General features: G+C 41.4%; 23 protein-coding genes and 1 other annotated feature. All 23 genes read right to left on the bottom strand.

The window, feature by feature from the left end; translation table 11 throughout:
• Positions 1-77 precede the first annotated feature (77 nt).
• Complete coding sequence (locus ACTJJD_RS05465) at positions 78-1,406, bottom strand: uracil-xanthine permease family protein (RefSeq protein WP_045034243.1); 1,329 nt, start codon at positions 1,404-1,406, stop codon at positions 78-80.
• A 155-nt stretch (positions 1,407-1,561) separates the two neighbouring features.
• Positions 1,562-2,104, bottom strand: a complete 543-nt coding sequence (pyrR, locus tag ACTJJD_RS05460) for a bifunctional pyr operon transcriptional regulator/uracil phosphoribosyltransferase PyrR (protein ID WP_007499718.1) — start codon at positions 2,102-2,104, stop codon at positions 1,562-1,564.
• A gap of 170 nt (positions 2,105-2,274) precedes the next feature.
• Positions 2,275-3,189: an RluA family pseudouridine synthase gene (locus tag ACTJJD_RS05455; protein ID WP_024720321.1), complete on the bottom strand. Its 915-nt coding sequence runs from the start codon at positions 3,187-3,189 to the stop codon at positions 2,275-2,277.
• Entirely contained in the window at positions 3,186-3,653 is a 468-nt protein-coding gene (lspA, locus tag ACTJJD_RS05450; RefSeq protein ID WP_008344942.1) for a signal peptidase II, read from the bottom strand. The genes ACTJJD_RS05455 and lspA overlap by 4 nt, the downstream gene beginning before the upstream one ends.
• A gap of 94 nt (positions 3,654-3,747) precedes the next feature.
• Positions 3,748-4,122 (bottom strand): TraR/DksA family transcriptional regulator, encoded by a 375-nt coding sequence (locus tag ACTJJD_RS05445; RefSeq protein WP_008344944.1) that lies wholly within the window; start codon positions 4,120-4,122, stop codon positions 3,748-3,750.
• Positions 4,123-4,282: 160 nt separating this feature from the next.
• Positions 4,283-7,048: an isoleucine--tRNA ligase gene (ileS, locus tag ACTJJD_RS05440; protein ID WP_159145664.1), complete on the bottom strand. Its 2,766-nt coding sequence runs from the start codon at positions 7,046-7,048 to the stop codon at positions 4,283-4,285.
• A gap of 59 nt (positions 7,049-7,107) precedes the next feature.
• Positions 7,108-7,345 (bottom strand) — a binding site (T-box leader).
• Positions 7,346-7,404: 59 nt separating this feature from the next.
• Complete coding sequence (locus ACTJJD_RS05435; RefSeq protein ID WP_008344947.1) at positions 7,405-7,899, bottom strand: DivIVA domain-containing protein; 495 nt, start codon at positions 7,897-7,899, stop codon at positions 7,405-7,407.
• A gap of 26 nt (positions 7,900-7,925) precedes the next feature.
• Complete coding sequence (locus ACTJJD_RS05430) at positions 7,926-8,702, bottom strand: RNA-binding protein (protein ID WP_017367204.1); 777 nt, start codon at positions 8,700-8,702, stop codon at positions 7,926-7,928.
• 54 nt (positions 8,703-8,756) lie between these two features.
• Positions 8,757-9,035: a YggT family protein gene (locus tag ACTJJD_RS05425; RefSeq protein ID WP_370539204.1), complete on the bottom strand. Its 279-nt coding sequence runs from the start codon at positions 9,033-9,035 to the stop codon at positions 8,757-8,759.
• Between the two features lie 9 nt (positions 9,036-9,044).
• The gene (gene sepF / locus ACTJJD_RS05420; RefSeq protein ID WP_216942286.1) at positions 9,045-9,503 is read right to left on the bottom strand and encodes a cell division protein SepF; all 459 of its coding nucleotides are present in this window, start codon (positions 9,501-9,503) and stop codon (positions 9,045-9,047) included.
• A gap of 1 nt (position 9,504) precedes the next feature.
• A complete protein-coding gene (locus tag ACTJJD_RS05415) occupies positions 9,505-10,194 on the bottom strand; it encodes a YggS family pyridoxal phosphate-dependent enzyme (RefSeq protein WP_026050091.1) in 690 nt (229 codons plus the stop codon).
• Positions 10,195-10,200: 6 nt separating this feature from the next.
• A complete protein-coding gene (pgeF, locus tag ACTJJD_RS05410; protein ID WP_440608166.1) occupies positions 10,201-11,064 on the bottom strand; it encodes a peptidoglycan editing factor PgeF in 864 nt (287 codons plus the stop codon).
• Positions 11,065-11,277: 213 nt separating this feature from the next.
• A complete protein-coding gene (locus ACTJJD_RS05405) occupies positions 11,278-11,514 on the bottom strand; it encodes a YlmC/YmxH family sporulation protein (protein ID WP_008344958.1) in 237 nt (78 codons plus the stop codon).
• 79 nt (positions 11,515-11,593) lie between these two features.
• Positions 11,594-12,370: an ABC transporter ATP-binding protein gene (locus tag ACTJJD_RS05400; RefSeq protein WP_440608165.1), complete on the bottom strand. Its 777-nt coding sequence runs from the start codon at positions 12,368-12,370 to the stop codon at positions 11,594-11,596.
• Positions 12,371-12,499: 129 nt separating this feature from the next.
• On the bottom strand, positions 12,500-12,856 hold the full coding sequence (locus ACTJJD_RS05395) for a PTS glucitol/sorbitol transporter subunit IIA (RefSeq protein ID WP_007499733.1): 357 nt from the start codon (positions 12,854-12,856) through the stop codon (positions 12,500-12,502).
• Positions 12,857-12,882: 26 nt separating this feature from the next.
• Entirely contained in the window at positions 12,883-13,893 is a 1,011-nt protein-coding gene (gene srlE / locus ACTJJD_RS05390; protein WP_440599974.1) for a PTS glucitol/sorbitol transporter subunit IIB, read from the bottom strand.
• A 13-nt stretch (positions 13,894-13,906) separates the two neighbouring features.
• The gene (gene srlA, locus ACTJJD_RS05385; protein ID WP_003210918.1) at positions 13,907-14,437 is read right to left on the bottom strand and encodes a PTS glucitol/sorbitol transporter subunit IIC; all 531 of its coding nucleotides are present in this window, start codon (positions 14,435-14,437) and stop codon (positions 13,907-13,909) included.
• A gap of 17 nt (positions 14,438-14,454) precedes the next feature.
• Positions 14,455-14,886, bottom strand: a complete 432-nt coding sequence (locus ACTJJD_RS05380) for a transcriptional regulator GutM (RefSeq protein ID WP_008354650.1) — start codon at positions 14,884-14,886, stop codon at positions 14,455-14,457.
• Positions 14,887-14,898: 12 nt separating this feature from the next.
• On the bottom strand, positions 14,899-16,143 hold the full coding sequence (locus tag ACTJJD_RS05375) for an NAD(P)H-dependent oxidoreductase (RefSeq protein WP_007499740.1): 1,245 nt from the start codon (positions 16,141-16,143) through the stop codon (positions 14,899-14,901).
• A gap of 243 nt (positions 16,144-16,386) precedes the next feature.
• On the bottom strand, positions 16,387-17,325 hold the full coding sequence (locus ACTJJD_RS05370) for a sugar-binding transcriptional regulator (RefSeq protein ID WP_024720314.1): 939 nt from the start codon (positions 17,323-17,325) through the stop codon (positions 16,387-16,389).
• A 150-nt stretch (positions 17,326-17,475) separates the two neighbouring features.
• Complete coding sequence (sigG, locus tag ACTJJD_RS05365; protein WP_003211879.1) at positions 17,476-18,255, bottom strand: RNA polymerase sporulation sigma factor SigG; 780 nt, start codon at positions 18,253-18,255, stop codon at positions 17,476-17,478.
• A 143-nt stretch (positions 18,256-18,398) separates the two neighbouring features.
• Positions 18,399-19,118, bottom strand: a complete 720-nt coding sequence (gene sigE, locus ACTJJD_RS05360; RefSeq protein ID WP_007499746.1) for an RNA polymerase sporulation sigma factor SigE — start codon at positions 19,116-19,118, stop codon at positions 18,399-18,401.
• 59 nt (positions 19,119-19,177) lie between these two features.
• Positions 19,178-20,107 (bottom strand): sigma-E processing peptidase SpoIIGA, encoded by a 930-nt coding sequence (spoIIGA, locus tag ACTJJD_RS05355; protein ID WP_440608164.1) that lies wholly within the window; start codon positions 20,105-20,107, stop codon positions 19,178-19,180.
• Positions 20,108-20,150 lie beyond the last annotated feature (43 nt).

The following is a 20,150-nucleotide window of genomic DNA, read 5'->3' as shown; positions in this document are numbered from 1 at the left end:
CCTCGACAGCTTAGGGTTCTCCAAAAGAAGCAGGGGTGCTTTCGCACGTTCTGCTCCGTTTAGAACCCTTGTCAGCCTCACTGGACTTCTTTTAAAAGGTTTTCAGTATTCGATTCATTTGACTCATCATCTTCTGCCTTCTGATGCGGCAGAATCAGGTTTAACAGGACGCCAGTAATGGCAGCGAGTGCCATTCCTGACAGCGTCAGATTGATTTGTTTCACCTCAATGAATGCCCCGCCAATTCCAATGACTAAGATGACTGATGCGATAATGAGATTGCGCTTTTCTTCAAAATTCACTTTATGATCAATCAGGATTCGCAGTCCGCTTGAGGCTATGATTCCAAAGAGCAGGAACGAAACGCCCCCCATAACCGCGGACGGTACTGTACTGATTAATGCTGAAATTTTCCCAACAAAGCCGAAGCAGATCGCAAACACCGCTGCTCCGCCGATGACGAAGATACTGAACACTCTTGTGATCGCAAGGACGCCAATGTTCTCTCCATAAGTCGTTGTTGGAGGTCCGCCGATGAGTGAAGCGAAGATTGTCGCCGCACTGTCTCCTAAAATGGAGCGATGAAGACCTGGCTTTTTAATAAAATCTTGTCCAACAACTTTGCTTAACACGACTTGATGGCCGATGTGCTCAGACATGGTCACAAAGGCAACCGGCACCATTACTGTGAGAATGCTTAAGGTCACAGCAGGTGTATAGTCGACAAATGGCACAACAAAGTCTGGTACAGCAAACCATTTTGCGTCAATGACCGGCTGGAAGTTCACAATGCCTTGTGTTAAAGCAAAAAGGTAGCCGCTGATAATGCCGATTAAGACTGGAATCAAGCTAAGGAATCCTCTTAGGAAGATCATACTAATAATGGTGACAGCGAGCGTGAAGCCTGCAACCATTAAATGCTTCAGGCTGTAAACAAGCTCCTTTGCATTTGGATCCACGTACATCGCCATGTTAACAGCTGTTCCAGCGAGTCCGAGTCCGATGACCATAATGACGGGGCCTACAACGACAGGCGGCAGAAGCTTCATTAACCAGCCTGTGCCGAGCCATTTGATAAATAATGCGATGAGTGCATATGCCACACCCGCCATAAAGGCACCTACCATTGCGGCTCCAGGGCCGCCGGTGGCTTTTACATTCAAGATAGGGGCGATAAAGGCAAAGGACGATCCAAGATACGCCGGAATCTGTCCTCTTGTGATGATTAAGTACACAATGGTTCCAACCCCGCTTGAGATGAGCGCAACGGCTGGGCTCATATCAATGATCTTTGGTACAAGAATGGTTGCACCAAACATGGCAAACAAGTGCTGCAGGCTGAGTGACAGCCATGTGAACGGTTTTGGGATATCTCGAATGCCTAAATTGGCTTTTTGCTGACTCATGATTTTCCTCCTAGATGTGTCCTTTTTCATTAAAAAAGCCTCTTTGCGAGTATGCGCAAAGAGGCCTAGAAAAACCGTACACGTCACTTTAGTCGTGTGCTCGGTGTCTCTGTTATTGCCCTCTTTGCAAACTCTCTGGAATGCATTTAAAAAGGTTATTTTTCATATATAGCGACAAGGTCGTTTTGATCTACTTCATTAAGCTGAACCATGACTGTCTCTGCTTTTGATGTCGGGATGTTTTTTCCGATATAATCTGCCCGAATCGGCAGCTCCCGGTGTCCCCGGTCGACTAGAACAGCCAGCTGAATGGAAGATGGTCTTCCTACATCCACAAGCGCATCCATTGCTGCTCTCACCGTTCTGCCTGTGAACAGCACATCATCCACGACAATGAGTGTTTTGTCATTAATGTCAGCTGGAATGTCTGCACCCTTGACAAGCGGGTCTTGATTCTCTGTCTTTTTTGTCAGGTCATCACGGTATAGCGTAATATCCAGTTCACCCACAGTCACGGGGTTTCCTTCTATTTGCTCGATGCGCTCTGCAAGGCGCTTTGCAAGATGAATACCTCTTGTCTTGATCCCGGCCAAGATGACATCCTTCATCCCTTTGTTGCGCTCAATCATTTCATGTGCAATACGGGTAAGCGCTCGTCTTATCGCTTGTTCATCAAGAATAACTGCTTTTTGTTCCATCTTTTACACCTCTTTTTGACAAATAAAAAGCCCCTTCTGCAAAGGGCAGAGAGGGGCGCTCATTTGTGCATACTCGTGCACAAATTGATCCGTTATCCTTCTCAGCCTCTCTGGACTGTTTTAAAGAATCTCAATTTCTTCGTTTATTATTTCAAAAAAAGAACGGCCTGTCAATCGTTATTTCTTAATGAATCGATAAAAGCTTGCATATCAGCTGGAATTGGAGCTGTAAACTCCATATATTCTCCTGTTCTAGGGTGATCAAATCCTAACACGCCTGCATGCAGCAGTTGTCCATTGAAATCAACAGTTTTTCTCGGGCCATATTTTGGATCTCCTGCAAGCGGATAGCCAATGTATTTCATATGAACACGAATTTGGTGGGTTCTTCCTGTTTCAAGGCGGCATTCTACAACGGTAAAGTCTTTAAAGCGCTCCATCACATCAAAATGAGTGACCGCCTGCTTTGCATTTTCTTTTGTGACCGTCATGCTTTGGCGATCTTTTTTGTCTCGACCAATTGGTGCATCAATCGTTCCAGTATCATGCTGAATGATGCCATGAACAACGGCTGTGTATTTTCTAGTGACCGTTTTCGCCACCAGCTGATTGACGAGTGATTCATGCGCCATATCATTTTTTGCGACCATTAAAAGCCCTGACGTATCTTTATCAATCCGGTGGACAATTCCTGGTCTCATCACACCATTAATGCCTGACAAATCATTGCAATGAGCCATGAGGCCATTGACAAGAGTACCTGTCACATGTCCTGGTGCTGGATGAACGACCATTCCTCTTGGTTTATTAACCACTAGTACATCTTCATCCTCATAATAAATATCAAGATCCATTGATTCCGCTTCTACATCTAGTGCTTCTGGATCTGGAATTTCTACTTTGATTTGATCTCCAGCTTGTACTTTATAATTGGCCTTCACTTGTTTTCCATTTACTTCGATGAGCCCATCTTTCACCCACTGCTGGACTTGGGTTCTTGACCATTCTGGTTCAGTTGTGCTTAAAAATTTATCAAGCCGTTCACTCGTTTGTTCTTCTGAAACGGCAATGTTTACTTGATTCATGTAGTTGACTCCTTATTTTTCTTTCCATCTAACAGCATTTGAATAAAGAGCAGAATGACCCCCACACATAGAGAGGAATCTGCGATATTAAAGATTGGATAATGATAATCCCCAAATACGAAATGAGCAAAATCAACCACTTCTTGACGGAAAATACGGTCAATAAAGTTTCCAATTGCTCCGCCAAGCATTAAGGCAAGCGCTACGCCAAGTAGCTTGTCCTTTTGTCCATGTTTTTGCAAATAATAAACAATTCCTGCAATAACAACGAGTGTGATCACATAGAAAAACCACATTTGTCCTTGGAGAATCCCCCATGCGGCTCCTGAATTTCGGTGGGATGTGATGTAAAAGAAGCCATCAATCACAGGAATAGAATCACCGAGCATCATATGTTTGACAATGAGCCATTTTGTTAATTGATCTAAACAAATTATCACGAATGCGATTATGTAATAGAACACACACGTTCCTCCATCTTCATACTTTGGTCTTTATGCATTTTATCAAGAAAACAGGATGGAGTAAAGAAACTTTAGTTGACAGACAAAAACCTCCCTACATGTGGAAGGCTTCAAAATGAGAATCGTTTGATTCATAAGGATAAGGGGTGAATGCTTTTTTCTCGTATTGCTTATGATATAAAAAGTCGTCAGTCGTACGAGCAGTCGGAAGAATACTCATTTGTTCAATAGGCATTGTATGCCCTGTCGCCTCGCATATGCCATAAGTTCCTTGTTCAATTTTTGCAATCGCGAGCGAAACATCTTGCAGTTCTTCTTTAATGTGATAAAGAAGCGTGGTCGTTTTTGCTTGATCGAACGTGACATGTTCAGCGGGTGAACGCAATGATGCATATTCAAACAGTTTCGATTGCAGTTCTTCTCTCATTTGAAGGAGTTCCATGTAAATCGTCTCTAGATCGCCATTCATGTCGCTGTTTCAACTCCTGCCCTGTCGTGATAATCATATTGTTGCCCCGCCTGTTCACTTTAAAGCCATAAGATTTTTCCTTTCGTTCTAAACGCTGTCATTTTCTCTATATCAAAAACGCCCCGCTATATGCGGGGCGCTAGTTGGTGATATCACGCTGTTAATTCTGGTAATATTTCTCCACGATTTCAGCATTTTTGAGCGACAATGTTGGGTATTTTGGATTTGCGCCAACATCTTTTGAAATAATGCGGGAACGTTCGCACAGTTCGCCTTCTGCTTTTTGAACAACAATACGTCCTGATGTGTATTCAGGCGCTGATGCGTCTGCATGCTTCTCATCTTCTACTGTTAACTCAGAAATGATAAAGAGCTGCTTCACATCTTCTTTAATGGATGCAAGAAGGTTTTTCACTTCCTCTGTTGCATAAAGGGTCACACTCGCTTCAAGTGAACGTCCGATGACTTTCTCATTACGCGCAATTTCCAGCGCTTTTAGCACATCGTCACGTACTTCCATAAAGCGGTCAAACTTCACTTCTGTCGCTTCTGCTTGAGGAACAGCTACACCTTCTGGCATATCTGTTAACTGAACACTTGGCTCTTCAACAAAGCTTAAGTGGCTCCATAGTTCATCTGCTGTATGCGGAAGAATTGGTGCTGTTAGCTTCACTAACGCCATTAATGTTTCATAGAAAACCGTTTGCATGCTGCGGCGGTCTGGATGATCCGCATGCTCAATGTATACCACATCTTTTGCAAAATCGAGATAGAAAGAGCTAAGCTCAATCGTACAGAAGTTGTGGATGGCATGATAGACAACCGCAAATTCGTAATCATCATAAGCTTTTTTCACTTTATCAATCAATTTGTTTAATTTGATTAAGATATACTGATCCACTTCGCGAAGCTCTTCGACTGGTACTGCATTGACTGCTGGATCAAAGTCAAACAGGTTACCATGCAAGAAGCGGAACGTGTTACGGATTTTACGATAAACTTCTGCGACTTGTTTTAAAATGTCGTCAGACACTGGATGATCGGCTTGATAGTTGACAGAAGATACCCAAAGTCTAAGAATCTCCGCACCAAGCTGCTTCGCCACTTTCGTCGGATCAATCGTATTGCCTAATGATTTACTCATCTTGCGTCCTTCTTTATCAAGCGTAAAGCCATGGCTGAGAACACCTTTATATGGCGCTTTTCCAGTGACTGCAACTGCTGTAGATAAAGATGAGTTAAACCAGCCGCGATATTGATCAGAACCTTCAAGGTAAAGGTCTGCCGGACGAACCAGGTCATCTCGTTCTTCTAATACCGCTTGGTGAGAAGAACCAGAATCAAACCATACATCCATGATATCTTGCTCTTTCGTAAATTCACCATTCGGGCTGCCTGGATGTGTAAAGCCTTCAGGCAATAATTCTTTTGCTTCTTTTTCAAACCAAATATTCGAGCCATGTTCTCTAAATAATTGAGAGACGTGTTGAATCGTTTCATCTGTGATGATTGGCTCACCATTTTCAGCATAGAAGACTGGGATTGGAACGCCCCATACACGCTGTCTTGAAATGCACCAGTCACCTCTGTCACGCACCATATTGAACAGGCGCGTTTCGCCCCAAGCTGGAACCCATTTCGTTTCTTTAATATTATCTAATAGCGCTTCTCTGAAATCTTTAATGGAAGCAAACCACTGAGCAGTTGCACGATAAATTGTTGGTTTTTTCGTTCTCCAGTCATGCGGATAGGAGTGCGTGATAAAGTCGAGCTTTTTCAATGCGCCTTTTGCTTCAAGCTGTTCTGTGATGGCTTTATTGGCATCCTCGTAGAATATTCCTTCAAAACCAGGTGCTTCTTCTGTCATCACACCTTTTTCATCTACTGGACATAACACATCAAGACCGTACTTCATACTTACGATAAAGTCATCTTCCCCGTGACCTGGCGCTGTGTGAACACAGCCTGTTCCTGCATCTGTTGTGACGTGATCGCCAAGCATCACAAGAGAATCTCTATCGTAAATTGGATGTGCTGCAACGACCTTATCTAATTCTTTACCTTTTAAGGTTTTCACAACTTCGTACTCTTCAAAGCCAAGTGTTTTTGCCACTTGTTCAACTAGCTCAGATGCGATGACATATCGCTCAGCACCCACTTGAAGCACACTGTACTCTAGGTTTGGATGTACACAAATGCCAAGGTTTGCAGGAAGTGTCCAAGGTGTTGTTGTCCAGATGATGAACTGCTCGCCGTTTTCAAGTACGCCTTTGCCATCTTTCACTTTAAATGATACGTAAATCGATGGTGAACGTTTGTCCTTGTATTCAATTTCTGCTTCAGCAAGTGCTGATTCACTTGATGGAGACCAGTTAACAGGCTTAAGACCTTTGTAAATATAGCCTCTTTTCGCCATTTCACCAAAGACAAGAATTTGCTGCGCTTCGTATTCAGGCTTCAATGTCACATATGGATTATCCCAGTCTGCTCTTACGCCCAAACGTTTAAACTGATTGCGCTGACCTTCGATTTGTTTCCAAGCATACTCCTCACATAGTTTACGGAATTCTGCTGTCGACATTTCTTTGCGTTTGACTTTTTTATTTTTCGTAAGGGCTGTTTCAATCGGTAAGCCATGTGTATCCCAGCCCGGTACGTACGGTGCATGGAATCCATTCATTGATTTAAAACGGACAATAAAATCTTTGAGGATTTTATTGAGTGCGTGCCCCATATGAATGTCACCATTCGCATATGGAGGTCCATCATGCAAAATAAAGGTTGGGCGTCCTTTTGTCCGCTCTAAAACCATTTGATAGATGTCTTTTTCTGCCCATTCCTCTTGGATTTCAGGCTCTTTGTTCGGCAAGTTCCCTCTCATCGGGAATTCTGTTTTTGGCATTAATAAGGTGTCTTTGTAGTTCATACCTATTCCTCCACATGCAAATTCGTATTAAAAAACAATAAAAAAAGCCCTCTCATCCCATAAGGGACGAGAAGGCTTGTCTCGCGGTACCACCCTTTTAGACAAGCGCTTTGAAATTGCCGCTTATCCACTCTAAAATCGTAACGTGATCTGACGCCTTTTCTTACTCATTCATTTCAGAAAAGGAACTAAAGGGGTGATCTCATTGCAGCGTTTCGTAATGTCAGGCTTCCACCGTCCCTGATTCGCTTTATTACGCATGTAACCGCTGCGAGTGTCCCTTTCAAACGTTTATCTCTTGTTAATTTATGATGGTATTATATGCAACATGAGCACGTCATGTCAAGGTGATGCGCTTATTCTTTTTCGTCAAAGACAGCGTCAACTTCATATTCCAGCAAATGATCCCAATCATCATTTTTCAGAAGATCAAGCTGAGCTTCGATGAGCATTTGGAAACGAGTTCTAAAGACTTTCGACTGTTTCTTGAGCTCTTCGATTTCCATTGCAATCTTTCTTGATTTTGATAACGCTTCGTTGATAATACGGTCTGCATTTTTCTCAGCTTCACGAATGATCAATTTCGCTTCTTTATCAGAATGACGCTTCACGTCTTCTGCTGCTTCTTGCGCCACAAGAATGGATTTGTTTAATGTTTCTTCAATTGTTGCAAAATGGCCTAGTCTTTCATCAAGCTCGTTGACTTTGTCTTCAAGCTCGTTCTTTTTGCGAAGTACGATCTCGTAATCTTTACGTACTTGGCTTAAAAACTCATTTACTTCATCTTCGTCATAGCCGCGAAAACTTTTTGTGAACGTTTTATTATGAATATCATTAGGTGTTAATGGCAATTTTGCCACCTCCAGATTCAAATTCGTTATGTCAGAAGCTCAAATGTTACTTTGAATTTATCTTTTTTCGTCTTCCCATCAATTGTTTTTAAGCTAAAGCGGCCAAATCCCCTGACAGAGAGCTGATCACCTTCACCAATTGTAAAGGAAGGGTCTTCAGTGACTTTCCAGTTTACTTTGACAAGACCATTTTTGACCAAAAGCTGTGCTTTTTGCCGAGACTGACGGCTGACAGCAGCACATACAGCGTCAAGCCGCAGTGAAGAAATCGTATCTTCTTTGATATCGGTTTTGCTGATGACTGGCTGAAGATCTGCCTTGCTGATTTCCTCTAATGAAACAGATGCTCTGCCGACATGCGTCAGCTGAGCCCGAACAAAATCGGCAACATCGCTTGTACAAATAAATTGCACGTTGTCCTCTGAAAATAACAAATCACCGAATTTTTGACGCTTCAGGCCTGTCCCAATGAGCGAACCGAGAAGGTTGGGGTGTTCTATAGAAATAAACTTTTTCGCATAGTTCACCTGAAAATAAGTCAGTTCAAAATCCTGTATGGTCGGTGCTAAATAGTCAGGATAGATCAAAGCCCTTTTTCGCTCCGCTTCCTCATACCCGCCAAAAAACATGAGACCCAGTTCATCAGAATGCTGAATCACGGACTGGGTAATGAACTGCTCACGCGGATCAAGAAAGTCTGTTAATTTCATTCGATATTGATCGAGTGCGATGTTTTTCCAGCCTAATACTTGGTCGACAAATGGCTGTTCGTCTTTTCTAAAATGTTGATAAATATCGCTCATTTTGTTCCCCTTTTATGTAAAAGAGCCTGGCAGATGCCAAGCCCGGCAGCCTGTTTACATGAATCGTACAATCATATTATAAAGACCAGTTAGTCCATACGATGATGCGAAACGAATCACAAGCAATGCCACAATCGGCGAGATGTCAATCATGCCAATTGGCGGAATAATTTTACGGAATGGTTCTAAATACGGTTCGCAAATGTTTGTCAAGAAGCGGCCAATCGCTGTTTCTCTTGCAGATGGCACCCATGACATAAAGATGTAAATAATGATCGCGAATGAGTAAATCGTTAATACCGTACCCAAAATATTAAAAATGAAATTTAGAATAACTATGATTTACCACCTCTGAGGTTCTTCCTCTGTCAATAGCTCTGATATTGTGCCAGATACATCCACATTATCAGGTGTGCAGAGGAATATATTCGAGCCAATACGCTGAATGTCTCCACCGATTGCATAAACCGTTCCGCTTAAGAAGTCGATGATTCGCTTTGCTTGATCGTGCTGAATGCGCTGCAAATTGACGACGACTGCACGCCGATTTTTAATATGATCTGCAATCTCTTGAGCCTCTGCATAAACACGTGGCTCACTTAACACCACTTTAGAGGATTTTTGCACGCTTTGCAAGCTGACGACATTTTGTTTTCCTGCCTGAGGACGCTCTTGAAATGCTGTTTTATCTTTTGTGTTTTTTTCTTCTTGTGCTGGTTCTCTTTCTTCATCAATATATTCGTACTCATACTCTTCATCATCGAGTGTGAAGAAGCTTTTAAACTTATTTTTTATGCTCATGTCACGCACCTCCTGTTTCATTTCCAACAAGTGAAGAGCCAATCCGAACAAATGTCGCACCTTCTTCAATTGCGATTTCAAAATCGTTTGACATGCCCATCGATAAATGCTGACAAGGTGCATTTACTTGGTTCAGTTGTTTTACCTCTTGTTGAAGGCTTTTTAATGTTTTAAAACAGTTTCGTATCACAGTATGATCATCTGTAAATGGAGCCATTGTCATGAGTCCAGCAATTTCAATATGTTTGAAATCAGCGAGCTGTTTGACAAATGGAATCACGTCTTCGCTTTGTAAGCCGTGTTTTGACTCCTCAAGTGATGTGTTCACCTGTACAAAACAGCGAACCGTGTGATCCGCTCTTTTTTCAATTTCATTCGCAAGGGACATTCTGTCTAGCGAATGTAAGTAGTCAATGGTCTGAATGACAGATTTCACTTTTCGCGTCTGTAAACTGCCGATGAAGTGCCAGCTAATGTTTTCATCGGTTATGGCTGCCTGTTTTTCAAGTAACCCTTGGTCACGATTTTCACCAAAGTGCAAAATTCCGGCATCCTTTGCTTCTAATGCTCGTTCAATCGAGACATACTTTGTGACAGCGACAACCGATACATCGTCTGGATGTCTACCTGCTCTTTTACATGCTTCGTTGATTTGTTCATTTATTTGTCTGAGATTCTCTCGTACATTCAATTGCACTTATGCCTCCTTAAACCCGACAAAAGACATCATACGTCCTGTTTTCCCTTGATCACGCCGGTGTGAGAAGAAATGCTGCTCATTGCAACTTGTGCACATCGAACTGACATGTATGTTTTCTTCTTTTAATCCTGCATGAAGTAATACGTTTTTGTTTAGTGTTTTTAAGTCAATTTTGTATTGTCCTTGTGAAATCTCGGAATACACATCCTCTGTTGAAAAAGGAAGCTGTTTCACTTGATCTATGACAACATCATCTACTATGTAGCAGCAGCTGCCAATGGATGGTCCAATGACGACTTGTATATGATCGGCATCAGCGCCTTCTAGGCGAACCCATGCATCAACCATGTTAGCGCCGATTTGTTTGACGGTTCCTTTCCAGCCGGCATGAGCTGTTCCAATCAGCCCAGATTGCGGAGCTAGAAAATAAAGCGGAACACAGTCAGCGAAACAAAGAGCGAGCATGATGTTTGGTTCAGAGGTGTATAAACCATCTGTTCTAGAGAGCGCTTCATCATACTGAAGACTTCCTCTTCCCTTTTGTTCCTTCGTGACTTTCATGATGCGATCCTCGTGTGTTTGGTCAGCAAACACCCAATTAGAGAGCGGCACAGCAGTAGCATCTGCAATGACTTGACGATTCATTTGGACACTAGAAGCATCATCTCCTACATGGAGTCCAGTGTTCATTGATTGATATGGAGAAAGACTAAAGCCGCCATTTTTTGTCGTAAAACCGGCCAATATCTCTTTTCCAGAACATGTCATGTTCGTCCAATCATGAATCAGCATTGCATAAGGTGATTTCTGCTGAAAGGGGTCAAATTTGTCTATCAAAGCTGCCTCCCACCTTTCATTCATCTCTCTTTATATCGCTCCTATTTTACCACAAGACCTGCTAAGACAGTTAGTGGGATTCATTAAATATTACACTCAAATGTGCCCTTTCTACAGGTTTTTTTTCAAATTGATATGAAAACGTAATCTTTTTACCCGAAAAAGACATTGATTGCTGAGAATGGAGAGGTTGTTTTTAAGGAAAATTTGATCTATTAGTTGAGGAATTTACACAAATTAAGAAGACAAACGGACAAGTATCACATCTTCGCCAATTTTTACTATATTTCGCCACGGGACAATCATTTCCTCTTCTTTTCCGAAAAATCCCATCATTTTACCTGTACCGCCAATGATAATCGCTTGTATTTTACCGCTTGTGACATTGATATCGATGTCTCCAATAGTACCTAATTTTTTTCCGCTGGACACATCGACAACATCTTTGATTTGGAATTCAGAAATACTGATCATCTGTCCTTCCCCGCCTTTCGTTTTCTACTATAATATGTATGATGGAAAAGCAGGGAAGCAGACCAATAGTTTCTCTTATCTACAATTTACTTAAGTGAGGACGGCCGTTTTGCCACATGACTTCGACTGGACATTCAAAAAAGGAAGAAAGCAAGTCACTTGTCATCATCTCTTTTGTTTTCCCTTGATCAAAAACAGACCCCTCTTTTAATAATAGGGTGTGCTGAAAAACAGGCAAAATCTCTTCTGCATGATGGGTCGTGTAAAGCAAAGTAGGCGCATCAGGCTTTGATGCAATCAATGAGATCGTCTCTAGCACCTGTTCTCTTGCTAAAAAATCAAGACCCGTCACAGGTTCATCTAAGATCAGAAGCTTCGGATCATTCATTAAAGCTCTTGCGATGAGCACTTTTTGTTTCTCTCCTTGCGACAGGGTTTCATACGTGCGATTGGCATATTGAAACGAGCCAAATGTTTTTAATAAATCAATCGCCTTCTCTCTTATCTCATCTGTCGGTGTTTCATAAAGTCCGATCGAAGCAAATGCCCCGCTCAAAACAATTTCAAATGCATTGTCATCTCTCTGCAGCTTCTTTTCAAGACCAGCAGAGATGAGACCAATTTTCTTCCTTAGTTTTTCACCAAGCGCTTCCTTGCCAAACACATGGCCTAACACCGTCATCTCACCTGACGTTGGAAAATAATATGAGCAAAGCATATTTAATAAAGCCGTTTTCCCAGCACCATTTAAACCATAAAGCACCCAGTGTTCCTGGTTTTTCACCTGCCAGTCAATAGAACGAAGCAGCCATTTTCCATTTCGTTTTAAAGAAACATCCTTCAAGTCAAGCGACACTATCTTTTCCCCCTGAATAAAAATTCTGAATATACAAATAATAACGTCTACAGCATATCGCAAATGTTTCATTCAGTAAACCTAACGCAAAAAAGCTGCTCCCTATTAAGGAACAGCTTTTTTGCATGGTTACGAAATTTCAATTCGTACGCCCTCTTTAATGTCAGGAAACGTATGCGGGGATGCAAAGACAGCTCCCGGTAATACATCATCAAACGGCTCTTGGAAGTAGATCGAAATATGGCCGAGTTCCTTAAAGTTGTCATTTGCTTTATTGCCTAAAGCAGTAATGGTATAAGTTTGGTCGCCCACTTGAATCGTTCCGCCTAATTTCAGCGGCTCTTCTTCTAAGTGTTCAAACTCATGAATGACAGACATATCTCTTAATTCCTGCGGCGCTGCTGGTCCAAATAAAACAATCAGCTTATCTTCTTTAAACTGCGGGACTAAGATCCCAATTTCTTTTACGACAGATTGTGTTACCATGTATCTCGATTCCTCCTTTAATACGTTTAATACATACCGAAGCTGGCAACGTATGCGATCACAACAGATAGAACGCCTGTAATGAGACGGCTATACAAAACAGCTGGTACCCCATATTGTACCGTTTCCGGCTTCGCTTCACCAAGTGATAGCCCAACCGGGATAAAGTCACACCCTACTTGACCGTTGATCGCAAACAGTGCTGGAAGAGCAAATTGAGGCGGAATGTTTCCTAGTGCAATTTGACTACCAATTAGTACACCGATGACTTGTGCGATGACTGCCCCAGGTCCTAAGACAGGCGACAGGAACGGTAAGGTACAGACAACAACGAGCAGTAAGAGCCCCCATAAAGATCCTGCCAAAGGTGAAAGGAAATGGGCAATCAGATCACCGATTTTTGTATAATTGATAATTCCAATTAACATACTGACAAAGGCCATGAATGGAATAATGTTTTTAAGGAGCATATCAACAGAATCACGACCAGCTTGATAGAATGTGCCGGTTACTTTTCCGATTCCTCTTGAGAATCTCATGAGGAAATTCCCTTTTTCTTGACGCTCGATATTTTCCTCTTTCAGTTTTGAATAGGTTTCTTTGAAATTCTCTTTGTCAATTGAGCCGCTGCTTTCTTGACCTTCTACATTCCCTTCACTATCAGATGCTTCAGCAAAGGAAATATCTTTTTCTGTGACACCTGATACGAAGATATCCTCTGTAATGTGTTTTGCAAGCGGTCCAGAAGGAGAGGATGCCAGCACATCGACAGTAGGAATGCGTTTCATTGGATAAAGTCCGATTCGCGCTGTTCCTCCGCAGTCAATGACAACACACATCATTTCATCTTCTGGTATAGAATTTTTAAAGCCATCACATGCTTCTGTCCCTGTCATTTCTGCAATTTTTCGTGCAACTGGGTGAATGCCTCCTCCTGTAATGGAAACGACCTTTCTTCTTTTACCGGTTGGTTCAAGCTCTAATCCTTTTCCCCATCCGCCAGCACCTTTTGCAACAAATACTTTGTGGTTTGTCATGTCTAACCCTCCCCTATTGTGAATTCGCTTTCATTTTTCCTGCTAAGTACTTTGTGATCCATTCCGTAATGATTCCGCGAAGTAAAATGACAACGATCCCGACTAAGAAGTAACGAACAGCCAGCTCTGACATAGAGTATCCAGCTTCTTTAATCCCGTTCGCAATTCCTAAGTAGACAAACAGTTCTCCTGCGTTGGCATACGGGAACAGCGATGTCACCGGATGAACAAATGAAACAGCTGAATCATAGAATGCTGGTTTTTGTTTTTCAGGTAAGAAGCGGCCAAACGTATAAGCCATTGGGTTTGTCAAAATAAGAACGGATAAGATCGGCATTAACGTATAGCGCAAAATGGTATATTTCGCTGCAAACTGAATCGCTCTATTCACTCGCTCTTCTCCAATAAACTTCATGACAGCATAAGTGAAAGTAAGTAACACAACAAGCGTTGGAACGATACCTGTCACAAGACCCATGAACTGCTTTCCGCCGGCTTCAAACATCCCGATAAAGTGCTCTCCAAACCATTGAATCCATTCCATGTTTCATCTCCCCTTTCTTAGTTCACATTTGTTATATTTTTTTTAGAAATCGAGACAAGCGCCTGCTCCGCTGCCATGGAGAGTGCTTGCATGACAGCTGGTCCCCTTTTGCGCTTTTTCAATGTTTGTTTCATCATGTGATGCTCATCAAGCACAGCCCCCACATGTTTTCCTTCATAGGAAGGCAGTTCCTTAAATTTAGACAAAATCGAGACGCCGCCTAGCACATGACACTTTTGGATGATGTATGATTCATCGACAATGATGAGCGCAATGGCTCCAGGACCAAATTTGCGCCGCTCCATTCCTGAAAACAAGTGATAGCCTTGTTTCCCTTTATAGTCGTCAATCAGTGAATCCATGCTCTTGCGGTAGTACTTGATTTGAATAAACGATAAACCATACTGCACAATCAGAATAATGCAAAGTACGATTGCTAATTTTTCCATAGCCTCACGTCCTTATGATTGAAATAAGTGATCTTGTAATGAACGCAGCTTCCAGACCGTTGTGCTTGCATCGAGTTCTACATCATCATGAGATAGGAATTGCCCCAATTTGATATCTTTTTTCGCTACCACTTTTCCGCTGATTAAGCCAATTGGGATGTGGCCGTTCGCTTTCATGTCTTGATGTGTTTCAAGTACACCTCTTACGGAGTATCCGCCAATACCATCAAGTGTTTCTCCTGCTTTAATATCTCTTTTCGCCACAGCGACAGTTTCTGATACTGGTACACCAATTGGATGGATTGAAGAATCGTGTTGTAAGACTGCTTTTGCGATCGTCACTGGTGTTTCAAGACTTGCTAAGTGGAAAGGACGATACAGTGTGTAGTGAGGACCTTTTCCAACTTTTAAGTAGCGAAGTTCTTCATCTACTGGCTCAAGATCACTCTTGACGATGACAAAGACACCTGGTGCCAGTCCATTTACATATTCAACGACTCCGAAGTTATCCAGTACGCCGCCTTGCTGTTTTTGATTTAATTTATCTGCTACATTTTCTAAATTCGCTTCTACTCCATGCATCCCGACCTTATCAGGCAAAAGTCCTGTTGCATTACTTAATAGGTTCATTTCTGCCATCGTTTTTGTTCCGTCTTGGAATGCTGCCAGCATGTGGGCACTCATATGTTTACTATCTGCTTCAGCTTTACACGTATCTGGGTTTGCTTCTGGGAAGAATGGGTTGTTCTTACCTTTCCCAGCAACCAATACTTCAAGCCCCATTGTTTTTGCAAATTCGTATAGTTCTAGCGTTGCTGCTGGTTCATCTCCAGCTGATCCAGAGTAAACAAGTCCTGCATTCGTGAATAATTTATGCATGACCAAGCCGATCGTAATATCGACTTCTACATTTAAAAGAACGAGATGTTTTTTTGAATTAAGCGCTTCCAAAGAAATGTTTGCTCCGACCTCTGGAACACCTGTTGCATCCACAACGACTTCCACAGAATCTGATTGAATCACTTCTCTGTAATCATTTGTGACGACCATTTGATGTGGTTTCGCATGTTGCTTGTAAAAATTCGCTGCTTTCTCAGCTGCACTAAGATGAATATCACAAACACCTGCGACAATCATGCCTGGAATTTTAGAAATTTGTGAAATGAGTCCAAACCCCATTTGACCTGCCCCGATAATCCCAACTTTGATTGGATCTCCGCTGCGTTCTCGTGCTAACAATTGTTGATAAATTGACATCTAAATCATCCTTTCAGGTTTTCTTGCTTCACAATAGATTGCTAGAAAAATAATCTGAAACTTTTAACAAATGTTATAAAAATTAACAAAAATCTGTTTCTTGTAACATTTGTTATTTTATTTATCATTTGTTATGAACTTAGTTTATATGATGTGTCAACTTTGTGTCAAGATAAAATCGATAAAATTCTCAATCTTTTTGAGTCTAAAGACTCAAAAAAACTACCTAATCGGCTTAGGTAGTTACTTTAATAGGGCATCTCCGGTTTGTTCATCTGTAATTAACACATGAATTAATCCACCTTCTAACGCTGCCCTGATCGCTTCAATTTTTTCTTCTCCTCCAGCGACACCAATCACAAGTGGGATCTCTTTCAGTTTTAGAGGACTGATCCCCATCACCCGGTCGTTCCACGGATGCGGATACACTTCACCTTTATGATCAATAAAGTTATAACAAATGTCACCCGCGACATCTTTCGCTTGCAGGATATCTTCCTCACCACTTGTCATATAGGATTTCACCATCGTTGAATGTTGCGGAACCCCGCCTATTCCTACGACCGCGATATTTGATGATTCTCCTAATTCAATGACTTTTTTGATCGACGGCTGTCTAATAAGTACATCTTTCGCTTCTTTCGTATCAAGCATGACAGGCACATGTAAAAACTCACATTTGGATTTGAGTGCTTCTGAGCATCTTCCAATAATATAGTTGGCATGAATATCAACATCTTCATTTCCGACGCCTCCGACAAGCGGAACAAATGTCACAGATGGAAAATGCTGAACAGACGTAAGCGCTTTCGCCATTTCATGCAAGGTTGTCCCTGATGAAAAACCGATGACTTGTCCATCCTTCATGACTTTTAATAAAAAGCCCGCAGCCGCAGCTCCTATTCGACTTTTTGTTGTTTCTTGACTGAGAGATTCCACACACACGACTTCTCGCAGCCCGTATTTCCGCTCTATTTTTCTTTCTAACGAACCATATTGTTGATTTACTTCATCATGAATAATGATTTCCACGATTCCTGCTTCACGTGCTTTTGCCAAATATTTCGATATGAGCGAACGGCTAACCCCAACAGCTTCTGCAATTTTAGATTGAGTGGCGCCTTCTTCATAGTACATATGCGCAACCTTAATGAGCAGCCTTCTTTCATCATGGAATGTCATAATAACCCTTCTTTCCGCTTCTCTATTCCCTCACAAATGATATTTTAAATAACATTTGTTAAAAACAGATTAAATGAAAAAAATAACAGAGTCAATACTACAGATGGGTTCTCTAAAAAGAATGAAAAAAGCCGCACATTAGCGGCGGCTTTAAAAAATATTTTTATTCATTTGTTTGATTGCTGCTTTTTCAAGCCTTGATACTTGTGCTTGAGAAATGCCGATTTCTTCTGCCACTTCCATTTGTGTTTTACCTTGGAAGAAGCGTTTGCGAAGAATCATTTTTTCTCGATCATTCAATCTGCGCATTCCCTCTTTTAAGGCCAATTCTTCTACCCATTGTGTATCTTTGTTCCGTTCATCACTAATTTGATCCATCACATAAATCGGATCTCCTCCGTCATTATAAATCGGTTCAAACAAAGAAACAGGATCTTGAATGGCATCTAGGGCAAAAACAATTTCCTCATGAGGGACTTCTAACACTTTGGCAATGTCTTCTGCCGTTGGTTCCTTGCTTGTCTCACTAATTAGTCTCTCACGAACTTGAAGCGCCTTATAGGCAATATCTCTTAGTGAACGAGACACCCGGATAGGGTTGTTATCGCGCAAGTATCGACGGATTTCTCCTATGATCATAGGGACCGCATAAGTTGAAAATCTGACATTGTGGCTTAAATCAAAATTATCAATTGATTTCATTAATCCGATACAGCCTACTTGGAAGAGATCATCAACATACTCGCCTCTGTTGTTAAAACGCTGAATCACACTTAAAACCAACCGCAAATTGCCATTGACTAGCTTTTCTCTTGCTGTATCGTCACCTTCATCTTGCAGCTGTCTGAATAATTTTCTCATCTCGTCGTTTTTCAGAACAGGCAGTTTGGAGGTGTCGACTCCGCAGATTTCCACTTTATTTCTGGACACTTTTTTCCCTCCCTACAGGAGCTGTTGTACAAAGTTCAGTATCTCCGTGGGATGGAAAAATATGCACGGTCTATGACGAGAAATATGTGAAAAAATGGTGATCCCTTTGACAGTACAGGGATAAAGCTTTCAAAAAAAAATTTTTAGACCATCTTATTAAATTCTTTTTGCAATCGTTTAATAATTCTTTTTTCGAGCCTTGAAATATAGGACTGAGAAATACCAAGCATGTCGGCAACATCTTTTTGGGTTTTTTCTTCACCGCCAACTAAACCGAACCTCAGTTCCATGATCTGTTTTTCACGATCGTTTAATTGTTCTAACGCTTTTTTCAGTAATTTTTTATCGACATTTGCTTCAATATCCCGGGTGATAATATCATCATCTGTCCCAAGTACATCTGATAAAAGCAATTCATTTCCGTCCCAGTCGATGTTAAGCGGTTCATCAAAGGATACTTCTGAACGGATTTTATTATTTCGGCGCAAATACATCAAAATTTCATTTTCAATACATCTAGACGCATATGTGGCCAGTTTGATCTTTTTTTCTGGATTAAACGTATTTACTGCCTTGATGAGGCCTATCGTTCCGATACTAATCAAATCCTCAATGTTAATGCCTGTGTTTTCAAATTTTCTTGCGATATAAACGACCAATCGCAAGTTTCTTTCGATCAAAATGGCTCTTGCTGTTTGATCCCCTTTAGGTAATTTAACGAGCAATTCTTGTTCTTCATCCTTTGATAATGGCGGAGGCAGTGCCTCACTTCCACCAATATAATAAATCTCATCACTCTTTAGCCCTAGCTTCATGAGGAGTTTATACCAGTAGTAAGTGAGTTTAAATTTTAATTTTTTCATCTTCTTCTCCCTTCTAAATGTCCAGTTGACTTCGTAAGATAAAAGACATCACAAAAAAACTACGACACCCCTTGTATCATTTTTCCGTCTAACATCTCTGGATGAATGATGGATTGAAATTCCTGATCTGCTGATAATCCACTTAGACCCATCCCAACAAAACACTTCGCTGGCTGGATCATATGCGTTTTTGTATAAAGGTCGACCGTATCTGGTTTAAAGCATAGTAGAAACCCGTGATCATGACCGACTGCGCGATACGGAACGAGTCTTAAACGATCAAGCAGCGGAAAATGGTCATCAAGCTTTTGCATCACTTCAACAGGATGAAACTGTTTCATTTTTTCTATAAATGGCTCTCCGAAAATAGATGTGAGCTGATCGAGCTGGACGATCATGACAGGTGTTTTCGTCAATGGATCATACAGCTGATTTCCAGAATCGACCAGACCATTTAAGCGGATTGTTTCTCCTTGTATGTGTATCTCCACAAGTACTTGTTCGTCATATTGTCTTTTTTTCGCACCAACCTCTCCTAATCGTTTCTTTGAAAACAGCCAAATGGCCGGAAAGCCAGTGAGAACAAAAAGCCAGCTAATGGGATCACCAAATCCATCATTTTGTGAAATAAGCAGTCCATCTTGAATGACTGTATTTGTCTGCAAAAACGAATGAACCCCGATCATGCCCCCTCCCATCAAAAATGTGACAAAGTAAAAAGCAAACAGGTTTTGAAAAAAGGAACGAAATCTTTGAAAGCCAAAGGTTCCAAGCACGATCAAGACAGAAAAAAGCAGTTTACCTAAAGGATGCGACACAATCATTGCAAATGGCGTAAAGAGCAAGAGAACAATGCTCGATCCAATGAGAGCTCCTAACATATATCGCCTTTTTTTCACTTGTCGTTTGAGAATAAATGCCGTGAGTAAGAGCAGCAATAGATCAAAACAAAAGTTTAACAGCCAAATGACATCTAAATAAATGACCACCTTCTGCTCCTTTCATCTGAAACAAAGAATCAAAAGCAGTACT

This window comes from Bacillus sp. 22446, assembly GCF_052044955.1.
Lineage (GTDB): Bacteria > Bacillota > Bacilli > Bacillales > Bacillaceae > Bacillus > Bacillus altitudinis.
The sequence above is the reverse complement of the archived record's forward strand: the minus strand, read 5'-3'. Positions and strand labels throughout refer to the sequence as shown.